At 67.1% G+C, this 16,937-nt stretch carries 16 protein-coding genes; 14 read left to right on the top strand and 2 right to left on the bottom strand.

Going from position 1 to position 16,937, the window contains the following annotated elements; genetic code table 11:
- The first annotated feature begins 30 nt into the window (after window positions 1-30).
- From ASF54_RS02625 to rbfA, 5 genes are all read left to right on the top strand, one after another.
- The gene (locus tag ASF54_RS02625) at window positions 31-1,788 is read left to right on the top strand and encodes a proline--tRNA ligase (protein WP_055958480.1); all 1,758 of its coding nucleotides are present in this window, start codon (window positions 31-33) and stop codon (window positions 1,786-1,788) included.
- A gap of 220 nt (window positions 1,789-2,008) precedes the next feature.
- A complete protein-coding gene (gene nusA, locus ASF54_RS02620; protein ID WP_055958477.1) occupies window positions 2,009-3,010 on the top strand; it encodes a transcription termination factor NusA in 1,002 nt (333 codons plus the stop codon).
- An 81-nt stretch (window positions 3,011-3,091) separates the two neighbouring features.
- Window positions 3,092-3,379, top strand: coding sequence for a YlxR family protein (locus ASF54_RS15995; protein ID WP_084815890.1), 288 nt, complete (start codon window positions 3,092-3,094; stop codon window positions 3,377-3,379).
- A gap of 152 nt (window positions 3,380-3,531) precedes the next feature.
- On the top strand, window positions 3,532-6,327 hold the full coding sequence (gene infB, locus ASF54_RS02615) for a translation initiation factor IF-2 (protein ID WP_055958474.1): 2,796 nt from the start codon (window positions 3,532-3,534) through the stop codon (window positions 6,325-6,327).
- Window positions 6,328-6,421: 94 nt separating this feature from the next.
- Complete coding sequence (rbfA, locus tag ASF54_RS02610; RefSeq protein ID WP_055958471.1) at window positions 6,422-6,871, top strand: 30S ribosome-binding factor RbfA; 450 nt, start codon at window positions 6,422-6,424, stop codon at window positions 6,869-6,871.
- Between the two features lie 84 nt (window positions 6,872-6,955).
- Here the strand turns inward: rbfA and ASF54_RS02605 are convergent, their stop codons facing one another.
- Window positions 6,956-7,825: an A/G-specific adenine glycosylase gene (locus ASF54_RS02605; RefSeq protein ID WP_055958467.1), complete on the bottom strand. Its 870-nt coding sequence runs from the start codon at window positions 7,823-7,825 to the stop codon at window positions 6,956-6,958.
- Window positions 7,826-7,848: 23 nt separating this feature from the next.
- Here ASF54_RS02605 and ASF54_RS02600 point away from each other — a divergent pair, with 23 nt between their 5' ends.
- The 9 genes from ASF54_RS02600 to ASF54_RS02560 all read left to right on the top strand — a co-directional run bounded on the left by ASF54_RS02600 (window position 7,849) and on the right by ASF54_RS02560 (window position 15,548).
- Window positions 7,849-8,412, top strand: coding sequence for a hypothetical protein (locus tag ASF54_RS02600; protein WP_055958464.1), 564 nt, complete (start codon window positions 7,849-7,851; stop codon window positions 8,410-8,412).
- Window positions 8,413-8,443: 31 nt separating this feature from the next.
- Window positions 8,444-9,352 carry a tRNA pseudouridine(55) synthase TruB gene (gene truB, locus ASF54_RS02595; protein ID WP_055958461.1) on the top strand — a complete coding sequence of 303 codons (909 nt, stop codon included), beginning with the start codon at window positions 8,444-8,446 and terminating at the stop codon, window positions 9,350-9,352.
- The gene (locus ASF54_RS02590) at window positions 9,349-9,708 is read left to right on the top strand and encodes a hypothetical protein (protein WP_055958458.1); all 360 of its coding nucleotides are present in this window, start codon (window positions 9,349-9,351) and stop codon (window positions 9,706-9,708) included. Before truB ends, ASF54_RS02590 begins: the two co-directional genes overlap by 4 nt.
- Window positions 9,709-9,821: 113 nt before the next feature.
- Complete coding sequence (locus tag ASF54_RS02585; protein ID WP_055958455.1) at window positions 9,822-10,295, top strand: hypothetical protein; 474 nt, start codon at window positions 9,822-9,824, stop codon at window positions 10,293-10,295.
- 5 nt (window positions 10,296-10,300) lie between these two features.
- Complete coding sequence (locus tag ASF54_RS02580) at window positions 10,301-11,260, top strand: bifunctional riboflavin kinase/FAD synthetase (protein WP_055958452.1); 960 nt, start codon at window positions 10,301-10,303, stop codon at window positions 11,258-11,260.
- 96 nt (window positions 11,261-11,356) lie between these two features.
- Entirely contained in the window at window positions 11,357-12,910 is a 1,554-nt protein-coding gene (locus ASF54_RS02575; protein WP_055958449.1) for an SDR family oxidoreductase, read from the top strand.
- 5 nt (window positions 12,911-12,915) lie between these two features.
- Entirely contained in the window at window positions 12,916-13,476 is a 561-nt protein-coding gene (locus tag ASF54_RS02570) for a GDSL-type esterase/lipase family protein (RefSeq protein WP_235480909.1), read from the top strand.
- A gap of 19 nt (window positions 13,477-13,495) precedes the next feature.
- Window positions 13,496-13,870 carry a DUF6804 family protein gene (locus ASF54_RS02565; RefSeq protein ID WP_055958443.1) on the top strand — a complete coding sequence of 125 codons (375 nt, stop codon included), beginning with the start codon at window positions 13,496-13,498 and terminating at the stop codon, window positions 13,868-13,870.
- Between the two features lie 121 nt (window positions 13,871-13,991).
- Window positions 13,992-15,548 carry a stealth conserved region 3 domain-containing protein gene (locus tag ASF54_RS02560; RefSeq protein ID WP_055958440.1) on the top strand — a complete coding sequence of 519 codons (1,557 nt, stop codon included), beginning with the start codon at window positions 13,992-13,994 and terminating at the stop codon, window positions 15,546-15,548.
- A gap of 27 nt (window positions 15,549-15,575) precedes the next feature.
- On the opposite strand, the gene ASF54_RS02555 is transcribed toward ASF54_RS02560, so the two are convergent.
- Window positions 15,576-16,544 carry a phosphodiesterase gene (locus ASF54_RS02555; protein ID WP_055958437.1) on the bottom strand — a complete coding sequence of 323 codons (969 nt, stop codon included), beginning with the start codon at window positions 16,542-16,544 and terminating at the stop codon, window positions 15,576-15,578.
- Between the last annotated feature and the right edge of the window lie 393 nt (window positions 16,545-16,937).

Below are 16,937 nucleotides of genomic sequence, written 5' to 3'. Positions count from 1 at the left end.
GCCCGGTCTCGGCCTCGCTAGGCTTGGCGCGTGACCACTCGTCTTTCTCAGCTCTTCGTCCGCACGCTTCGTGAAGATCCCTCCGACGCCGAGGTGACCAGCCACCGCCTGCTCGTGCGCGCCGGCTACATCCGCCGACAGGCCCCGGGCATCTTCGCGTGGCTGCCGCTCGGTCTCAGGGTGAAGGCGAAGATCGAGGCCATCATCCGCGACGAGATGCAGGCCGCCGGCGCTCAAGAGGTGCACTTTCCCGCCCTCCTGCCCCGTGAGCCCTACGAGGCGACCGGCCGGTGGTCGGAGTACGGCGAGGGTATGTTCCGTCTGAAAGACCGCAAAGACGCCGACCTGCTGCTGGCGCCGACGCACGAAGAGGCGTTCACGCTCCTCGTCAAAGACCTCTACTCGTCGTACAAAGACCTGCCCCTGACGTTGTTCCAGATCCAAGACAAGTATCGCGACGAGGCACGCCCCCGCGCCGGTCTCCTGCGCGGCCGCGAGTTCACGATGAAAGACGCCTACTCGTTCGATGCGTCGGATGCCGGTCTTGACGCGAGCTACCAGAAGCAGCGCGACGCCTACGAGCGGATCTTCGCGCGCCTCGGGCTCGAGTACGTCATCGTCAAGGCCGATGCCGGTGCCATGGGCGGTTCCCGCAGCGAGGAGTTCCTGCACCCGACCCCTGTCGGCGAAGACACGTTCGTCCGTTCGGCGGGCGGCTACGCGGCCAACGTCGAGGCCTTCACGACGATCGTCCCCGACAGCATTCCCATCGAGGGTCTCGCACCCGCGACCGAGCTCGAGCCGCACGACACTCCGACGATCGCGACGCTCGTCGCCCACATGAACACTGCCCACCCGCGAGCGACGGGGGAGTGGTCGGCATCCGACACCCTCAAAAACGTCATCGTGGCCCTGACGCACCTCGACGGCACCCGTGAGATCGTTGCCGTCGGGCTTCCCGGTGATCGCGATGTCGACATGAAGCGCCTCGAGGTTGCCTTCCAACCGGCCGAGGTGGAGGCGGCGGGCGAAGCAGACTTCGCGAAGAACCCCGTGCTGGTCAAGGGCTACATCGGGCCGCAGGTGCTCGGCGCAGAATCCGAGAGCAGGATCCGCTACTACGTCGACCCCCGCATCGTCTCGGGCAGCGCCTGGGTCACCGGAGCCAACGCCGAGGGCGTGCACGTCTCCGGCCTCGTCATGGGTCGCGACTTCGCAGCCGACGGCGTCATCGAGGCCGCCCAGGTGCGTGAGGGCGACCCCGCTCCCGATGGCTCCGGCCCGATCGAGACGGCTCGCGGCATGGAGATCGGCCACGTGTTCCAGTTGGGCCGCAAGTACGCCGAAGCGCTCGGCTTGAAGGTGCTCGACGAGAATGGCAAGCAGGTGACCGTCACGATGGGGTCGTATGGCATCGGAGTGACGCGGATCCTCGCCATCATCGCCGAGTCGAACAACGACGCCAAGGGCCTGATCTGGCCCGAGAACGTCGCACCGTTCGACGTCCACGTCGTCGCGACCGGCAAAGACGCGGTGGTCTACGAGGTCGCCGAAGAGCTGGTGTCGGCGCTCGAGGGCGCTCGACTCGACGTGCTCTTCGATGACCGTCCGAAGGTGTCGCCCGGGGTCAAGTTCGGTGACGCCGAGCTGCTGGGAGTCCCGCAGATCGTCGTGGTCGGTCGGAGCGCCGGTGAGGGCATCGTCGAGCTCTGGGATCGCCGCACGGGCGAGCGCAGGCCGGTGCCGATCGCCGAGGCCGTCGCCGCGCTGACTGCGCCCCGCGCCTAGGCTCGGGCGAAGGCAGCGAAGCGCCTTTTTGCCTTGAGCCTCTCCATCTCAAGGAGTCCGAAGGGAGCGGAGCGACCCTTCAGCGTCGTGAACCCGGCCATCTGCCATGCCGGCCGCCCTCCACTCCCGCTGTTCGGCCTTCTCCCTCCCACCCGGTAGGCTGAGGTCTGCGAATCGGCCACCGCCACATTCGCGACAATTAAAAAAGGAGGCTTTCCAAGTGGATATCGACCTTGGCGTGTTGCGACTCATGGAGCGCGAACGCGAGATTCCCTTCGATGAACTGGTGCAGATCATCGAGCAGGCCATCCTCACGGCCTACCTCAAGCACGAAGACCAGTCCGAGGGCGCCGACTCTCACCCGTCGACGCCTTCCGCCCGTGTCGAGCTCGACCGCAAGACCGGTCATGTCTCCGTCTTCTCGATCGAGCGCGACGAGAACGGCGAGGTCGTCGGAGAGGCGATCGAGACGCCCGACGACTTCGGCCGAATCGCTGCCTTCGCAGCGAAGCAGGTCATCAACCAGCGTCTCCGCGACATCGGCGACGACAAGGTGCTCGGCCAGTTCAAGGGGCGCGAGGGCGAGATCGTCGCCGGCGTCATCCAGCAGGGGCCGAACCCGCGGATGATCCACGTCGACCTCGGCTCATTCGAGGCGATCCTGCCTCCCGAAGAGCAGGTGCCCGGTGAGAACTACGCGCACGGCACCCGCATTCGCGTGTATGTGACCAGCGTCTCCAAGGGTCTGAAGGGTCCGTCGGTGACGGTCTCTCGCACCCACCCCTCGCTGGTGCGGAAGCTCTTCGCACTCGAGGTCCCCGAGATCGCGTCGGGCGTCGTCGAGATCGTCTCGCTCGCTCGCGAGGCGGGCCATCGCACCAAGATGGCCGTTCGTGCGACAGAGCCCGGTGTGAACGCAAAGGGTGCCTGCATCGGCGAGCTCGGTCAGCGAGTGCGCGCGGTCACGGCCGAGCTGAACAACGAGAAGATCGACATCGTCGACTACTCGCCCGACCTGCCGACGTTCGTCGCCAGCGCTCTTTCGCCCGCCAAGGTGTCGAGCGCTTTCGTGATCGACGCCGCCACCAAGGCCGTCCGGGCCCTCGTACCCGACTATCAGCTGTCGCTGGCCATCGGCAAGGAGGGGCAGAACGCCCGTCTGGCGGCAAAGTTGACGGGTGCCCGCATCGACATCCAGCCCGACTCGATCCTCGAAGACTGAGGCCGTCGACCGATTCGATCTGCAGATAATCGAGTTCGTTCGCCCGTGGCGTCCCTGGCGCCACGGGCTCAGGGGAGTAGTATGGAATCCGTCAGAACGTGCATCGGTACTCGAACGCGCGCTCCACGGTCCTCTCTCTTGAGGGTCGTCGCCCGAGATGGCCGCGTTATCGCAGATGCGTCGGCCACCGAACCGGGCAGGGGTGCCTGGTTGATGCCAACGATGCAGGCCTACGAGACGGCCGTCCGGCGCAAGGCTTTTCGCCGAGCGCTCCGGCTCGACGCAGAACCCGACACTGGCGACTTGCTCCTCTACCTGCAACGGCACGAGCAGAGCGTCAACAACCCCAACGAATCATCCCTCCCGTAAGAACCCTTACGACCACGCGTCCGGGCACCTCGCCCGGCCGCCGAAAGAACAGGCTGATCGGCTTATGGACAACTAATGAGCACCTCGAAATGAGTTGCGTCCAGCACTAATGGCTTCCTCCTATCCGGGTGGAGGCCCGAGACAGGAGAACAGTGGCTAAACCACGCGTACACGAGATCGCAAGCGAGCTCGGTATTGAAAGCAAGATCGCGCTCGAGAAGCTGAAAGAGATGGGCGAGTTCGTCAAGGGCCCGTCTTCAAGCATCGAGCCCCCCGTCGCACGCAAGCTCCGCGCTGCGTTCGCCGGGCAGGCCAAGCCGGCCGATGCCCCCGCGGCCAAGGCTCCGGCCGCCGCGGCGGCGACGCCCACCAAGGCTCCCGCTTCGAGCGGCCCTCGCCCGGGCGCTCCTCGCCCGGCTGCGCCGACCCCCGGCCCGGCGGCTCCCAAAGAGACCGTCGCCCCCGCCGAGGCTCCCGTTGCCGAGGCCCCTGCGGCCGACGCCGTCGTGACCCCGGCCCCGCTCACCGTCGCCGAGCGTCAGGCTCAGGCCGAGGCCGCTCGTAACGCCCCCAAGGCCGACGTCGATGCGCCGGCCGCGGCCAAGGGCGCCCCGACTCCCGGTGGGCCCCGCCCCGGCGCCCCGCGCCCCGGCAACAACCCCTACTCGTCCAACCAGGGCATGGGGCGCCCGAGCGCTCCTCGTCCGGGCGGTACCGGCGCTCCCGCGGCCGGCATGCCCCGTCCCGGCGGAGCAGCGGGCCCGCGCCCGCAGGCTCCTCGTCCCGGTGCTCCCCGTCCGGGTGCTCCTCGTCCCGGCGGCCCCGCTCGACCCGGCGGCTTCGGCCAGCGTCCGGCCGGTGCCGGCGGTCGTCCCGGTGGCGGCGGTTTCCAGCGTCCCGGTGCAGCCGGTGCTGGCGCAGGTGCTGGTGCTCCCGGTGGTTTCCGTCCCGGCTTCGGCGCTCCGCGCCCTGCCGGCGGCGGTGGCGGCGGTCGCGGCCGTGGCCCCGGTGGTGGTACCGCTGGTGCATTCGGTCGCGGTGGCGGCAAGAGCAAGGCACGCAAGTCGAAGCGGACGAAGAGGGCCGAATTCGAGATGCGTCAGGCGCCGTCGCTCGGTGGCGTCAGCGTTCCCCGCGGTGACGGCAAGACGGTAGTCCGACTGCGCCGCGGCGCGTCGATCAGCGACTTCGCCGACAAGATCGATGCCAGCCCCGGCAACCTCGTCACGGTGCTGTTCCACCTCGGTGAGATGGCGACGGCGACTGAGTCGCTCGACGAGGCCACGTTCGAGGTGCTGGGCGAAGAGCTCGGCTACTCGATCCAGGTCGTCTCGCCCGAAGACGAAGACAAGGAGCTCCTCGAGGGCTTCGACATCGACCTCGAGCAGGAGCTCGACGACGAAGACGAATCCGTTCTCGAGATCCGTCCCCCCGTCGTCACGGTCATGGGTCACGTCGACCACGGTAAGACGCGCCTCCTCGACGCGATCCGCAATGCCAACGTGGTCGCCGGCGAAGCCGGTGGCATCACGCAGCACATCGGTGCTTACCAGGTGTGGGCTCCGCACGAGGGCGTCGAGCGCGCCATCACCTTCATCGACACACCGGGTCACGAGGCGTTCACCGCCATGCGTGCTCGTGGTGCCCAGGTCACCGACATCGCGATCCTCGTGGTGGCGGCTGACGACGGCATCATGCCGCAGACGGTCGAGGCCCTGAACCACGCCCAGGCGGCCGGCGTGCCGATCGTGGTCGCGGTCAACAAGATCGATAAAGACGGCGCCAACCCGGCGAAGGTCCGTCAGCAGCTGACCGAATACGGTCTGGTCGCTGAGGAGTACGGCGGAGACGTGATGTTCGTCGACGTGTCGGCTCGCGATCACAAAAACATCGACAAGCTGCTCGAGGCGGTTCTTCTCACCGCCGACGCCGGTCTCGACCTGCGTGCGAACCCCGATAAAGATGCTCGTGGTATCGCCATCGAGGCGCGACTCGACAAGGGTCGCGGTGCCGTCGCAACCGTCCTCATCCAGTCCGGTACCCTCCGGGTCGGAGACGCCATCGTCGCCGGAACGGCTTATGGCCGCGTCCGCGCCATGATGGACGAGAACGGCGACCCGGTCGACGAGGCTTACCCCTCGCGTCCGGTTCAGGTGCAGGGCCTTTCGAGCGTTCCTCGTGCCGGTGACACCTTCCTCGTCACCGAAGAAGACCGCACGGCCCGTCAAATCGCCGAGAAGCGCGAAGCCGTCGAGCGCAACGCCCAGCTGGCCAAGGCCCGCAAGCGCATCTCGCTCGAAGACTTCACCCGCGCACTCGAAGAGGGCAAGGTCGAAGCGCTCAACATCATCATCAAGGGTGACGTCTCCGGTGCCGTCGAGGCACTTGAGGAGTCGCTGCTCAAGATCGAGGTGGACGACAGCGTGCAGCTGCGCATCATCCACCGTGGTGTGGGTGCCGTCACCGAGAGCGACGTCAACCTCGCAACGGTCGACAACGCCGTCATCATCGGGTTCAACGTTCGGCCCGACACGAAGGCGCGCGAGCGTGCTGCTCGAGAAGGAGTGGACATCCGCTTCTACTCGGTCATCTACGCCGCGATCGAAGACATCGAGAACTCGCTCAAGGGCATGCTCAAGCCCGAGTTCGAAGAGGTCCAGTCGGGTGTCGCCGAGATCCGCGAGATCTTCCGCTCCTCCAAGGTCGGAAACATCGCCGGTGTCATCGTCCGGTCCGGAACGATCACGCGCAACGCCAAGGCGCGGGTCATCCGCGACGGTGTCGTTATCGCCGACGGTCTGGCCATCGACTCGCTGCGTCGCTTCAAAGACGACGTCACCGAGGTGCGGACTGACTTCGAGGCCGGTATCGGTCTCGGCAAGTTCAACGACATCCAGATCGGCGACGAGATCGAAACCACCGAGATGGTCGAGAAGCCCCGCGTCTAACGTGTGGCAGCGCCTCTCACGAGAGCAATAGAGCGGGCCCGCCGGATCCTTCGATCCAGCGGGCCCGTTCCCGGCACGAAGAAAGAAGCACACCATGGTCGACGCACAGCGCGCCAGCAAGATGGCCGATCGCATTCAGCAGATCGTCGCCCGACGTCTCGAGCGCGGAATCAAAGATCCGCGCATCGGTTTCGTCACCATCACCGACGTGAAGGTCACGGGCGATCTGCAGCACGCCTCGATCTTCTACACGGTCTATGGCAGTGACGAGGAGCGGGCCGACACGGCTGCGGCTCTCAAGTCGGCGACGGGCATGTTCCGCACCGAGGTCGGCAAGAACATCACAGCTCGACTGACGCCGTCGCTCGAGTTCATCCCCGATGGCATCCCCGAGAACGCAGCGGCGATCGACGCGCTCCTGATCGAGGCACGCGAGCGCGACGCTGCGGCCCAGTCGCTGGCGTCGTCGGCGAAGTACGCGGGCGACGAAGATCCGTACGTCAAGCCGCGCGAGATCGCCGACGACGAGCCCGACGAGCGCTAGCCCGAGAAATAAGGGCACAGGCCCGCACAATCGGCACAGACCCTCCGCCTAGCCGGGGTGGTTGCGCCGATCGTGCGGGTTTCGTCATTCCGGCAGCGTGTAGCCCGCCGCCGCTGAGCCCGTCACGAGCCCGTCGCGCAGCAGGCTCGCGAGCGCTCGCGCCCGCTGCGCCGCGTCGGGCCAGACGGCATCGACTTCGGCGGCCGTGACAGGGATGTCGCTGGCGCGCAGTTCACCGAGGATCCGTCCGCGCACCTGGCGATCCGACCCCTCGTACTTCTTCTGTGTGCGTCGAGCGGGCCCCTCGTGCGCCGGCTTGCCCGCCAGCACCCACGCGCACTGATCGCGCAGCGGGCAGTCGTCGCAGCGCGGGTTTCGAGCCACGCAGACGAGGGCGCCGAGCTCCATGACGCCGGCGTTGGTGTCGTGGGCCAGGGCCAGGTCGTCCGGTAGCTGCGACTCCATGAGGGGGAGATCGTGCTTGGCGTTCGGCGAGGCCGGCTCGGCCCGACCCTCGACGGCTCGGGCGAGCACGCGGCGAACGTTGGTGTCGACGACGGGAACACGCAGCCCGAAGGCGAAGGTGGCGATGGCCCGAGCTGTGTAGTCGCCGATGCCGGGCAGGGCGAGGAGTGCGTCGACGTCGGAGGGCACCTCACCGCCGTGCTGATCGGTGATGGCGACGGCGCAGGCGTGCAGGTTGAGGGCGCGCCGGGGATAGCCGAGGCGGTCCCACGCGCGGACCGCCTCCGAGGCGGGGGAGGAGGCCAGTGCTGCCGGGGTAGGCCAGCGCTCCAGCCACGCTTCGAGCTTCGGGATGACGCGGACCACGGGCGTCTGCTGCAGCATGAATTCGCTGACGAGTGTGCCCCATGGAGAGAAGCCGGGCCGCCTCCACGGCAGGTCGCGGCCGTTCTCACGAAACCAGGCCACGATTGCGGGGGAGATTGTCACTCGACGAGCCTAGGCTTTGCCGCATGATCCGTTGGGCACCCGAGAAAAAAGACACCGTTCGCGCGTTGGCGGACGAGATCCTCCACAACTACGGGCGGGGGCGCACGTTCATCGCGGTCGACGGGCCCGACAGCGAGGCTGCGGGGGCGTTTGCGGACGACCTGGTCCAGGCAGTGGCCGAGGCCGGTCACGCCGGGTTCCGCGCCTCGCTGCGCGACTTCCTGCTGCCGCGCGCCGAGCGGGAGCGCCTGCAAGACGATCGCGCCGTCGATGTCTCCAAGCTCCGCCGCATGTTGATCGAGCCGTTCCGCCTCGGCGGCAGCGCGTCCTGGGTGCCCGCGGCGTTCGACGCCGCGGCCGACCGGGAGTTCGAATCGACCTGGGTGACAGGCCCCGACGATGCCGTCCTGATCGTCGACGACGCTCTTCGCGGTCGCGACGAATTGTCGGTGCTCTGGAACTACTCCGTCTGGGTCGAGGGCGGCGAGACCGCCGACCGGAGCCCCGCGGGTCGCCGTCGCGCGCAGGCCGTCATCGACAACACCGACCCCGAGCACCCGCGCCGCCTGTTCGACGACGCCTGCTGACCACCTCGGGCAGCCGGTAGACTCGGGCCCCGTGAACAGCGGCATTCTTCTCGTCGACAAGCCGCAGGGCATCACGAGCCACGGCGTCGTCTCCCGTGTGCGCAAGGCGGCCGATACGCGCAAGGTCGGCCATGCCGGCACGCTCGACCCGATGGCCACAGGCCTGTTGGTCGTCGGCATCAACTCCTCGACGCGGCTCCTGACGTTCGTCGTCGGCCTCGACAAGACCTACGAGGCGACGATCCGGCTGGGTGTGTCGACCACGAGTGACGATGCCGACGGCGAGGTGCTCTCGGTGACCGGGGCTGCCGACCTGGCGAGCGATCGGATCCTCGAGGCCATGACACCGTTGACCGGCGACATCCTGCAGGTGCCCACGACCGTCAGCGCCATCAAAGTCGACGGCAAACGTGCCTACGACCTCGCCAGGCAGGGCATCGACGTCGAGCTCAAGGCCCGACCGGTGACCGTCTCGCGCTTCGACGTCGTCGAGCGGCGAGACGCAACCCATGAGGGCACACCGGTGATCGACCTGGACGTCGTGGTGGATTGCACCTCGGGCACGTACATCAGGGCTCTGGCGCGCGACCTCGGGTCGGCTCTGGGAGTCGGTGGGCATCTGACCGCCCTGCGGCGCACGCGAATTGGCCCGTTCGGCGTCGACGGAAGCGTAGCCGTCGACGACCTCGATGCCGACGCCGTGGATGCCCGTTTGCAGCACCCCGCAGACGTGGCCAGGATCCTGTTCGACGTCCTCCAGCTCGATGCCCAGCAGACCATCGACCTCGGCCACGGCAAGAAGCTCGAGGTCCAACGCGACGACACACCTGGCCCGGTCGCCGCGATCACCCCCGAGGGCCGCCTTCTGGGGCTCGTCTCGGTGGCTCAGGGGCGCGCCAAGCCGATCATCAACTTTCCCACCGACGAGGTACGCGCATGATCGACTGGTTCACCTGGGTGCAAGCGGGAATCGCCACCGCCGTCGCCCTCTTCTGCATCGTCATGGGGTTGGCCAAGCGCCAGCCCAACGACTACACCGTCGGCGCGATGGCGCTGATCGAGGTGCTCCTGCTGGTGCAGCTGGTGGTCGCGATCGTCGCACCGTTCGCGGGCAACCAGGCGACCGGCAGCGTCGTCGAGTTCTACATCTACCTCGTGGTGGCCCTGCTGCTTCCCCCTCTGGCGGTCGTGTGGGCGCTCGTCGATCGATCGCGCTGGAGCAACGTCGTCATGGGGGCGGGGGCGTTCGCGGTCGCCGTGATGATCGTGAGAATGCTCCAGATCTGGACTGCTTAGTTCCGCGCGACGAGGTAAACGCCCATCGTCACGCCCGTCCAGTAAGACTTGAGCTTGAGTCGCGACGGCGCACGGTCACCCCGAATGCCGCCGGGGCCATATCCTAGGACGTGATGGTTCAGAAGACTTCAACACGAGCAGTCGGCATCGGCCGCGTCCTTATCGCGGTCTACGCGATCCTCGCTCTTGCGGCGACCGCACGGTCGGTGTTCCAGATCAGCACTCAGTTCGACCAGGCTCCGCTCGCCTACTCGCTCAGCGCCCTCTCCGGTGTCATCTACATCATGGCGACCATCGCGCTGATCATGCCCGGGCGTCGCTGGTACGCCATCGCCTGGGCGACGATCTCGTTCGAATTCGTCGGCGTCGTGCTCGTGGGCCTGCTGTCGATCATCGACCCGTCGGTGTTCGTTCCGAGCTCGCAGTACGCGCACTCCGATCACGCCACCGTGTGGAGCTACTTCGGCATCGGCTACGGCTTCGTGCCTCTCGTGCTACCCATTCTCGGAATGCTCTGGCTGCGCCACACGCGCCCCGGCCACAACGCTGAGGTCGCCGCCGACGATCCGGCCGTCCAGGACGCCTGAGCGCCGTGGAGTTCTTCGCGGGCGTCGACCAAGTCCCGCCGGGGTTCGGGCCCTCGGCTGTGACGATCGGCAAGTTCGACGGGGTGCACCTGGGGCACCGCGCGGTGATCAATGCCCTCGAAGACGTCGCTCGAGCGCGAGATCTCGTCTCGGCCGTCGTGACATTCGACCGGCACCCTCTCGCCGTGCTGCACCCGGGCTCCGTTCCCGCGGCCCTCACGAGCAACCGCCAGAAGCGCGAGCTGCTCGACGGCACCGGTGTCGAGGCCACCCTCCTGCTGACCTTCGACGAGCAGCTCCGACTGCTCAGCCCGGAGCAGTTCGTCGACCGGATCCTCGTCGGCGCGCTCCAAGCCGAGGTCGTCTTGGTCGGCTCCGATTTCCGATTCGGAGTGCGGGGCACCGGCACGGTCGACGTGCTTCGAGAGCTCGGTCGGAGTCGAGGCTTCGATGTCGAACTCATCCCCGACGTCCTCATCCCCGCTTTCACCGTCCCGGGTGATCCCGACGGGCCCGAGCGGCGGGTGTCGTCGACCTGGATCCGCGAACTCCTCGACGAGGGCAAGATCGACCAGGCCACCGTGCTCCTCGGACGTGCTCCCTCGGTTCGCGGGGTGGTCGTGCACGGCGAGAAGCGCGGCCGCGAGCTCGGCTACCCGACGGCGAACATCGAGCCCCGCAGCGAGGGGTTCGTGCCGGCCGACGGGGTCTACGGGGCCCGGGTGATCATCGACGGAACCGTTCGCGCGGCGGCCGTCTCGGTCGGCAACAACCCGACGTTCGACGGCGTGCCCGAGAAGCAGGTCGAGGCGTACGTGCTCGACTTCGACTCCGACCTCTACGGCGCTGAGATCACCGTCGAGTTCGTGCGGTACCTGCGCGGCAATGTGCGTTTCGCCGGCATGCCCGCCCTCATCGCTCAGATGGCCGACGACGTCGAGACGGTTCGCGGCCTGCTGTTGTAGCCCCCGCCGCTTCGCGGCCGTCCCTAGTTCGTTCTGGCGTCCTCCCGAGGCCCCGTGCCTGACTCCAGCCGCAGCGCAACGGCGTACCGTGAGCGAATGCCCTCACAGAACGCAGGATCCAGCGCGGTCACCGGAACGGGTCGGCGCGCCCTGGTCACCGGAGCCACCGGATACATCGGCGGTCGCCTCGCCCCCCGTCTCGTCGAGGCGGGCTTTGACGTGCGCGTCTTCGTGCGCAACCCGGACAAGCTCATCGGCGTTCCGTGGGCCGACACCGTCGAGGTCGCCCAGGGCGACCTGACCGATCGCGAGTCGGTCGGCGCGGCGATGGCGGATGTCGACGTGGTCTACTACCTGGCGCACGCCATGGCCGGTCGCGGCGACTTCGAGAAGGCCGAACTCCAGGCCGCGCAGACGGTCGCCACCGCAGCCGCCGCGGCGGGCGTGAAGCGGATCGTCTACCTCGGCGGGCTCCACCCGGAGGGCGACCTGTCTCGTCACCTGGAGTCCCGAAAGAAGGTGGGCGACACGCTCCTGGCGAGCGGTGTGCCGACCGTCGCCCTCCAGGCGGGGGTGGTGATCGGATCCGGCTCGGCCTCGTTCGAGATGATCCGTCACCTGACCGACGTGCTGCCCTACATGCCGGCGCCCAAGTGGGTGCGCAATTTCATCCAGCCGATCGCCGTCCGCGACGTGTTGCACTACCTGCTGGGTTCGGCCGATGCCCCGACCGACGTCAACCGCACATTCGACATCGGCGGCCCCGACGTGTTGCGCTACGGCCAGATGATGAACGGCTACGCGGTCGAGGCGGGTCTCAAGCAGCGGCCGATCGCCCCTCTTCCCGTGCTGACCCCGTGGCTCGCCTCGCAGTGGGTCAACCTCGTCACTCCCATTCCTCGCGCCCTTGCCGTGCCGATCATCGAGTCGCTCCAGTACGACTGCGTGGTGCGCGAGAACGACATCGAGGCACTCATTCCGGCCCCGGAGGGCGGACTGACCGGTTACCGCCGTGCCGTGCGCCTCGCGCTCGGCAAGATGCGAGACGGCGAGGTCGAGACGAGCTGGCAAGACTCGTCGATCTACGGGGCCCCGAGCGATCCGCTTCCGAGCGACCCCGACTGGTCGGGACACACCGTCTACACCGACGATCGTGAGCGCGACACTGTGGCGAGCCCGGAAGAACTGTGGAAGGTCATCGAGAGCATCGGTGGCGAGAACGGGTGGTACTCGTTCCCGCTCGCCTGGGCCACCCGAGGGTGGATGGACCGGCTGGTCGGGGGAGTGGGGCTGCGGCGCGGGCGGCGGAGCGCGACCTCGTTGCGCCCGGGCGACGCCCTGGACTGGTGGCGTGTGGAGAAGATCGACCGGGACCGATTCCTCCGCCTCCGCGCCGAGATGAAGGTGCCGGGCAAGGCCTGGCTCGAGATGTTCGTCGAGGAGCGTCCCGGCGGCTCTCACTACCGCCAGCGCGCCGTGTTCTTTCCACAGGGGCTGAGCGGCAGACTGTACTGGTTCGCGATCCTGCCCTTCCACGGGGTCATCTTCTCGGGCATGCTGAATAGGATCGCCGCAACGGCCGAGCAGGGCACGGTTGCCGATGGCACCGAAGCCACTCGGACCGATGTCGCCGCGCAGAAGGGTAATTGATGACGATGAGCGAGAAGCTGGTATTCCTCGGAGACAGTCTGACCGAGGGCGGTGACTGGCAGGCCTGGTTCCCGGGCGACGATGTCGTCAACCTCGGCGTCGGGGGCGACACGACCGCCGATGTCCAGGCGCGACTCGACGCGGTGGTCGCAGCCGACCCCGACTCGATCGTCCTCCTCATCGGCACGAACGACTTCGCCTCCAAGCGGTCGGTCGAACAGGTCGTGCGCGCCGTCGAGACGATCCTCGTCGATCTGCGTCGCATGCTGCCGGGCGTCCGGCTCCTGTTGCAGTCCATCGCGCCGCGCCAACCGGAGTTCAGCGACCGCATTCGCGACGCAAACCGACACCTGCGCCAATTCGCGGCAACCGTCCGCGCTCAGTATCTCGACCTCTGGCCCGCTCTGGCGACCGACGGGATCCTGAACCCCGACTTCACCGACGACGGCCTCCACCTCACGCAGGCCGGGTACGACGCCTGGCTCGACGAGCTCCGCCCAGGGCTTGAGCGACTGCGCGAAGAACCGCCGATGAGCCGCCCCATCACGATCATCCGCCAGCCGTAGTCGCCGGTAGGCTGGGGCCATGCCCACACCCCAGAAGGCTGCGTTCTTGCGGCCTGCCCTCGCCCCGGGGCTCCTCGCCGCCGTGGCGCTCGTGGCCGGGGCTACCCTGATCCATTCGCCGGCCTTCGTCGGGTTCCGATACGTGGTGTCGATCCTCGCGTTGATCGTGCTCGTCTTCGCCTGGCGTGGGCGGGCGTACCTCTATCTGCCGTTCCTGGCCGCCATCGCCGTCGTCTGGAACCCGGTGTGGGTCATTCCCCTCACCGGCCAGCTGTGGCAGGGCCTGCAGTTCATCGCAGCGGCCGTGTTCATCGCGGCGGGCATCCGGATCAAGGTGCCGTCGCCCGAAGCGACGTCGACGGGCCCGGGCTCCCGGTCTCCGCAACCTCGCTGAGCCGGATCCTTGTCACCTTTCGGGGTGAGCGCACCCCGTTCGCATCAGTAGGTGCGAATCAGAGTAAAATCGTGTGATTGCACGAACGGCCAACCCGGGCCGTCGCAAGACTGGAGTATGAATGGGCACGGAGATCGTCGACCAAGCGGAGAGTCCCCTCTTGACCCCCCGCTCGAAACCCGACGGTCGAGAGCTCACTCTCCATCGAGACGACCTCGTGATCCGCAAGGGGCAATACACGCTCCTCAACGGGCACCTGACTCCGCAGCAGTCCATGCTCGAAGACCTGGCGTTCGTCAAACGCGTGCTCGACGAGGCGCGTATTCCGCACCTCCTTGTGCGCGGCAACCACGACCGACCGGTGATCGCGCTCGAGATCACTCGTCGTGCCGAGTTCGAAGAGGCCCTTGCGGCCGCCGCCGGAACCGAGCCGTTCTATTCAAAGCCCGGAAAGCAGCGTGCCCAACTCGTCTCGACCGACGGCCTCGGCCCTGAGTCGGAGCGCGTCCTGCGCATCTACCGCCCCCGGGTCGAACCCATCGGCCGCCTCCGCTACGGTGCCGGATCCGCGATCCAGATCGAATTCTGGATCATGACCGAGACCGAAGTGCTGGCTCCGGTCGAGAACTCGCTCATGCGCCGCGAGCTACCCCGCGGTGAAGCCGTCGAAACGCCGATCGAGCGCTACGGCATGGACTGGGTGACGCTCGAGCACATGTTCGACGATCACGCCACCGACATCACTTTCGAGATCGACATGGTCTTCTCCTGGGTCGACGGCAACTCCGTCGAGTACCAGCGCGCGCGAGCCGCGCGAGCGACGAGCCACGTGGTGGGGGAGGGCGACGACTCCGTGGCCCGCTTCCGCCAGATCGACGAGCTCAAGTACGCCCTGCGATCGGTCTACATGTTCGCGCCGTGGGTGCGGAACATCTACATCGCGACCGACTCACCCGCACCCGAATGGCTCGCCGACCACCCGCGCGTGCGCGTGGTGCGAAGCGAGGAGTTCTTCGCCGACCCCTCCGTGCTGCCGACCCACAACTCGCAGGGCGTCGAGTCGCAGCTGCACCACATCAAGGGTCTCAGCGAGCACTTCCTCTACTCGAACGACGACATGTTCTTCGGGCGTCCCGTCTCACCGGGAATGTTCTTCTCGCCGGGCTCGGTGACGAAGTTCATAGAGGCTGCGACGCGAATCGGCCTCGGCCTCAACAACGCCGAGCGCAGCGGGTTCGAGAACTCCGCGCGTGTCAATCGCGCGCTTCTGCAGCAGCGGTTCGGTCGGGTCACGACCCGGCACCTCGAGCACACGGCGGCGCCGCTTCGAAAGAGCGTGCTGACCGAGATGGAGCACGAGTTCGCCGAAGAGTTCCGGGCAACCGCCGCATCGCCGTTCCGGGCCGCCTCGAACATCTCGGTGACGAACTCGCTGTACCACTACTACGCCCTGATGACGGGCCGTGCGATCGTGCAAGAGAATGCCAAGGTCAGCTACGTCGACACCACGATGGTGTCGGGGCTCGCATTCCTCTCGGAGCTGCTGAAGAAGCGGTCGTACGACTTCTTCTGCCTCAACGACGGATCGTTCCCCGAGGTGACCGACGAAGAGCGCACCGCTGTCGTCACCGACTTCCTGGAGCGCTACTTCCCGTTCAAGGCTCCCTGGGAGGCCTGAGGGTCGTTTTCGGCGGCTACACCCGCCCTACAGGGTGCCGATCGGGCCGGTCAGCGACAGGTCGCGCGTCGGCACGACGATCTCGGCCGTCTGCTCGGCACGGTGACGCGGACGCGCCTCAGGAATCCGGATGCCGGCGGCTTCGAGCTTGGCGGCGACCTGCTCCGGCCCGACGTACTCGCCGACCGTGCGGTAGCTCCCGATCGGCACGACCGAGTTGACGATCGTCTCCGGGTAGACGTGCATCAGGTTGTACGACTGGGCACCGTCTTGACCACGCGTGGCATCGGTCGGGATGTTCAGGTCAGCCGTGTAGCACGTAGCCGACGCCACTGAAACCGGAACCCCGGCGAACATCGCGTTGGTCGAGAAGTGCAGGTGGCCCGCGATGATGGAGCGGACGTCGCTGCCCTCGATGACCTCGGCGAGAGCCGCCTGATCGCGGAGTTCGACCAGGACCGTGAGGTCTTTGATGCTGGGAACGGGCGGGTGGTGCATGGCGAGGATCGTGCCGTCGGGAGCATTCGTCGAGAGTTCTTCGGCGAGCCAGTCGAGCTGGTCTCCGCTGAGTTCGCCGTAGTGCTTGCCGGGAACGGTGGTGTCGATGGTGATGACTCGGAGGCCATTGACGTCGTAGACGAGGTCGACCGGTCGAGAACTCGGGATCTGGCCGAAGAGCTCCTGTCGGAAAGCACCACGATCGTCGTGGTTGCCCATCGCCCAGATGATCTGCGCTCCCAGACGAGAGGCGATCGGCTCGATGAGCTGACGGAGCTTGCGGTACGCACCCGCCTCGCCCTTGTCGGCCAGATCTCCGGTGACGACAATGGCCTCGGGCCGGGCACCGGAGTCTTCGAGCTCGGCCATGATCTGGCGGAGCCTCGATTCGCTGTCGACGTCGCCGTAGAGGTCGCCGTCACCCTCGATGAGGTGGGTGTCGCTGAGGTGAAGGAGGAAGTGGTCGGGCCGAGCATGCTCGGCCGTGCGGAGACCCATGGTTCTCACATTCGCGAATAACTTGTGTAGCAGGCTGACGTGGACGACCTTGACGCTCACGCTTGTGCATTGTGTTCGGAGACAAGTTCACCATCGGTGGGCTGGTCGTACGGTGAACGTCACCGCGCGAGTCGGTAAACCGTGCCTGAACATGTCTTGAACCCGCTCGACACTAGTCGGGCATCTTTCACGGGGCGAGGCCCCCGTTCGAGTCGTTGGCGAGTTATTGCCCAACTCAATGGGTCAGGGCAGAAAAGCGGACACGAAAAAGCGGGCCACCCGAAGGTGACCCGCTAGTCGAACTGGCGAACCGAGACTTACGCGTCGGCGCCGACGATGTTGATGACCTTGCGGCCGCCCTTGGCACCGAACTCGACGCTGCCCGCGGCGAGG

The organism is Frondihabitans sp. Leaf304 (assembly GCF_001423105.1).
GTDB lineage: Bacteria > Actinomycetota > Actinomycetes > Actinomycetales > Microbacteriaceae > Frondihabitans.
The sequence above is the reverse complement of the archived record's forward strand: the minus strand, read 5'-3'. Positions and strand labels throughout refer to the sequence as shown.

Coding starts and splice junctions, on each gene's coding strand:
- ASF54_RS15995 (WP_084815890.1), top strand. CDS start 3,092: ATGGAATCCGTCAGAACGTGCATCGGTACTCGAACGCGCGCTCCACGG.
- rbfA (WP_055958471.1), top strand. CDS start 6,422: ATGGTCGACGCACAGCGCGCCAGCAAGATGGCCGATCGCATTCAGCAG.
- ASF54_RS02600 (WP_055958464.1), top strand. CDS start 7,849: ATGATCCGTTGGGCACCCGAGAAAAAAGACACCGTTCGCGCGTTGGCG.
- ASF54_RS02590 (WP_055958458.1), top strand. CDS start 9,349: ATGATCGACTGGTTCACCTGGGTGCAAGCGGGAATCGCCACCGCCGTC.
- ASF54_RS02585 (WP_055958455.1), top strand. CDS start 9,822: ATGGTTCAGAAGACTTCAACACGAGCAGTCGGCATCGGCCGCGTCCTT.
- ASF54_RS02575 (WP_055958449.1), top strand. CDS start 11,357: ATGCCCTCACAGAACGCAGGATCCAGCGCGGTCACCGGAACGGGTCGG.
- ASF54_RS02570 (WP_235480909.1), top strand. CDS start 12,916: ATGAGCGAGAAGCTGGTATTCCTCGGAGACAGTCTGACCGAGGGCGGT.
- ASF54_RS02565 (WP_055958443.1), top strand. CDS start 13,496: ATGCCCACACCCCAGAAGGCTGCGTTCTTGCGGCCTGCCCTCGCCCCG.
- ASF54_RS02560 (WP_055958440.1), top strand. CDS start 13,992: ATGGGCACGGAGATCGTCGACCAAGCGGAGAGTCCCCTCTTGACCCCC.
- ASF54_RS02555 (WP_055958437.1), bottom strand. CDS start 16,544: ATGGGTCTCCGCACGGCCGAGCATGCTCGGCCCGACCACTTCCTCCTT.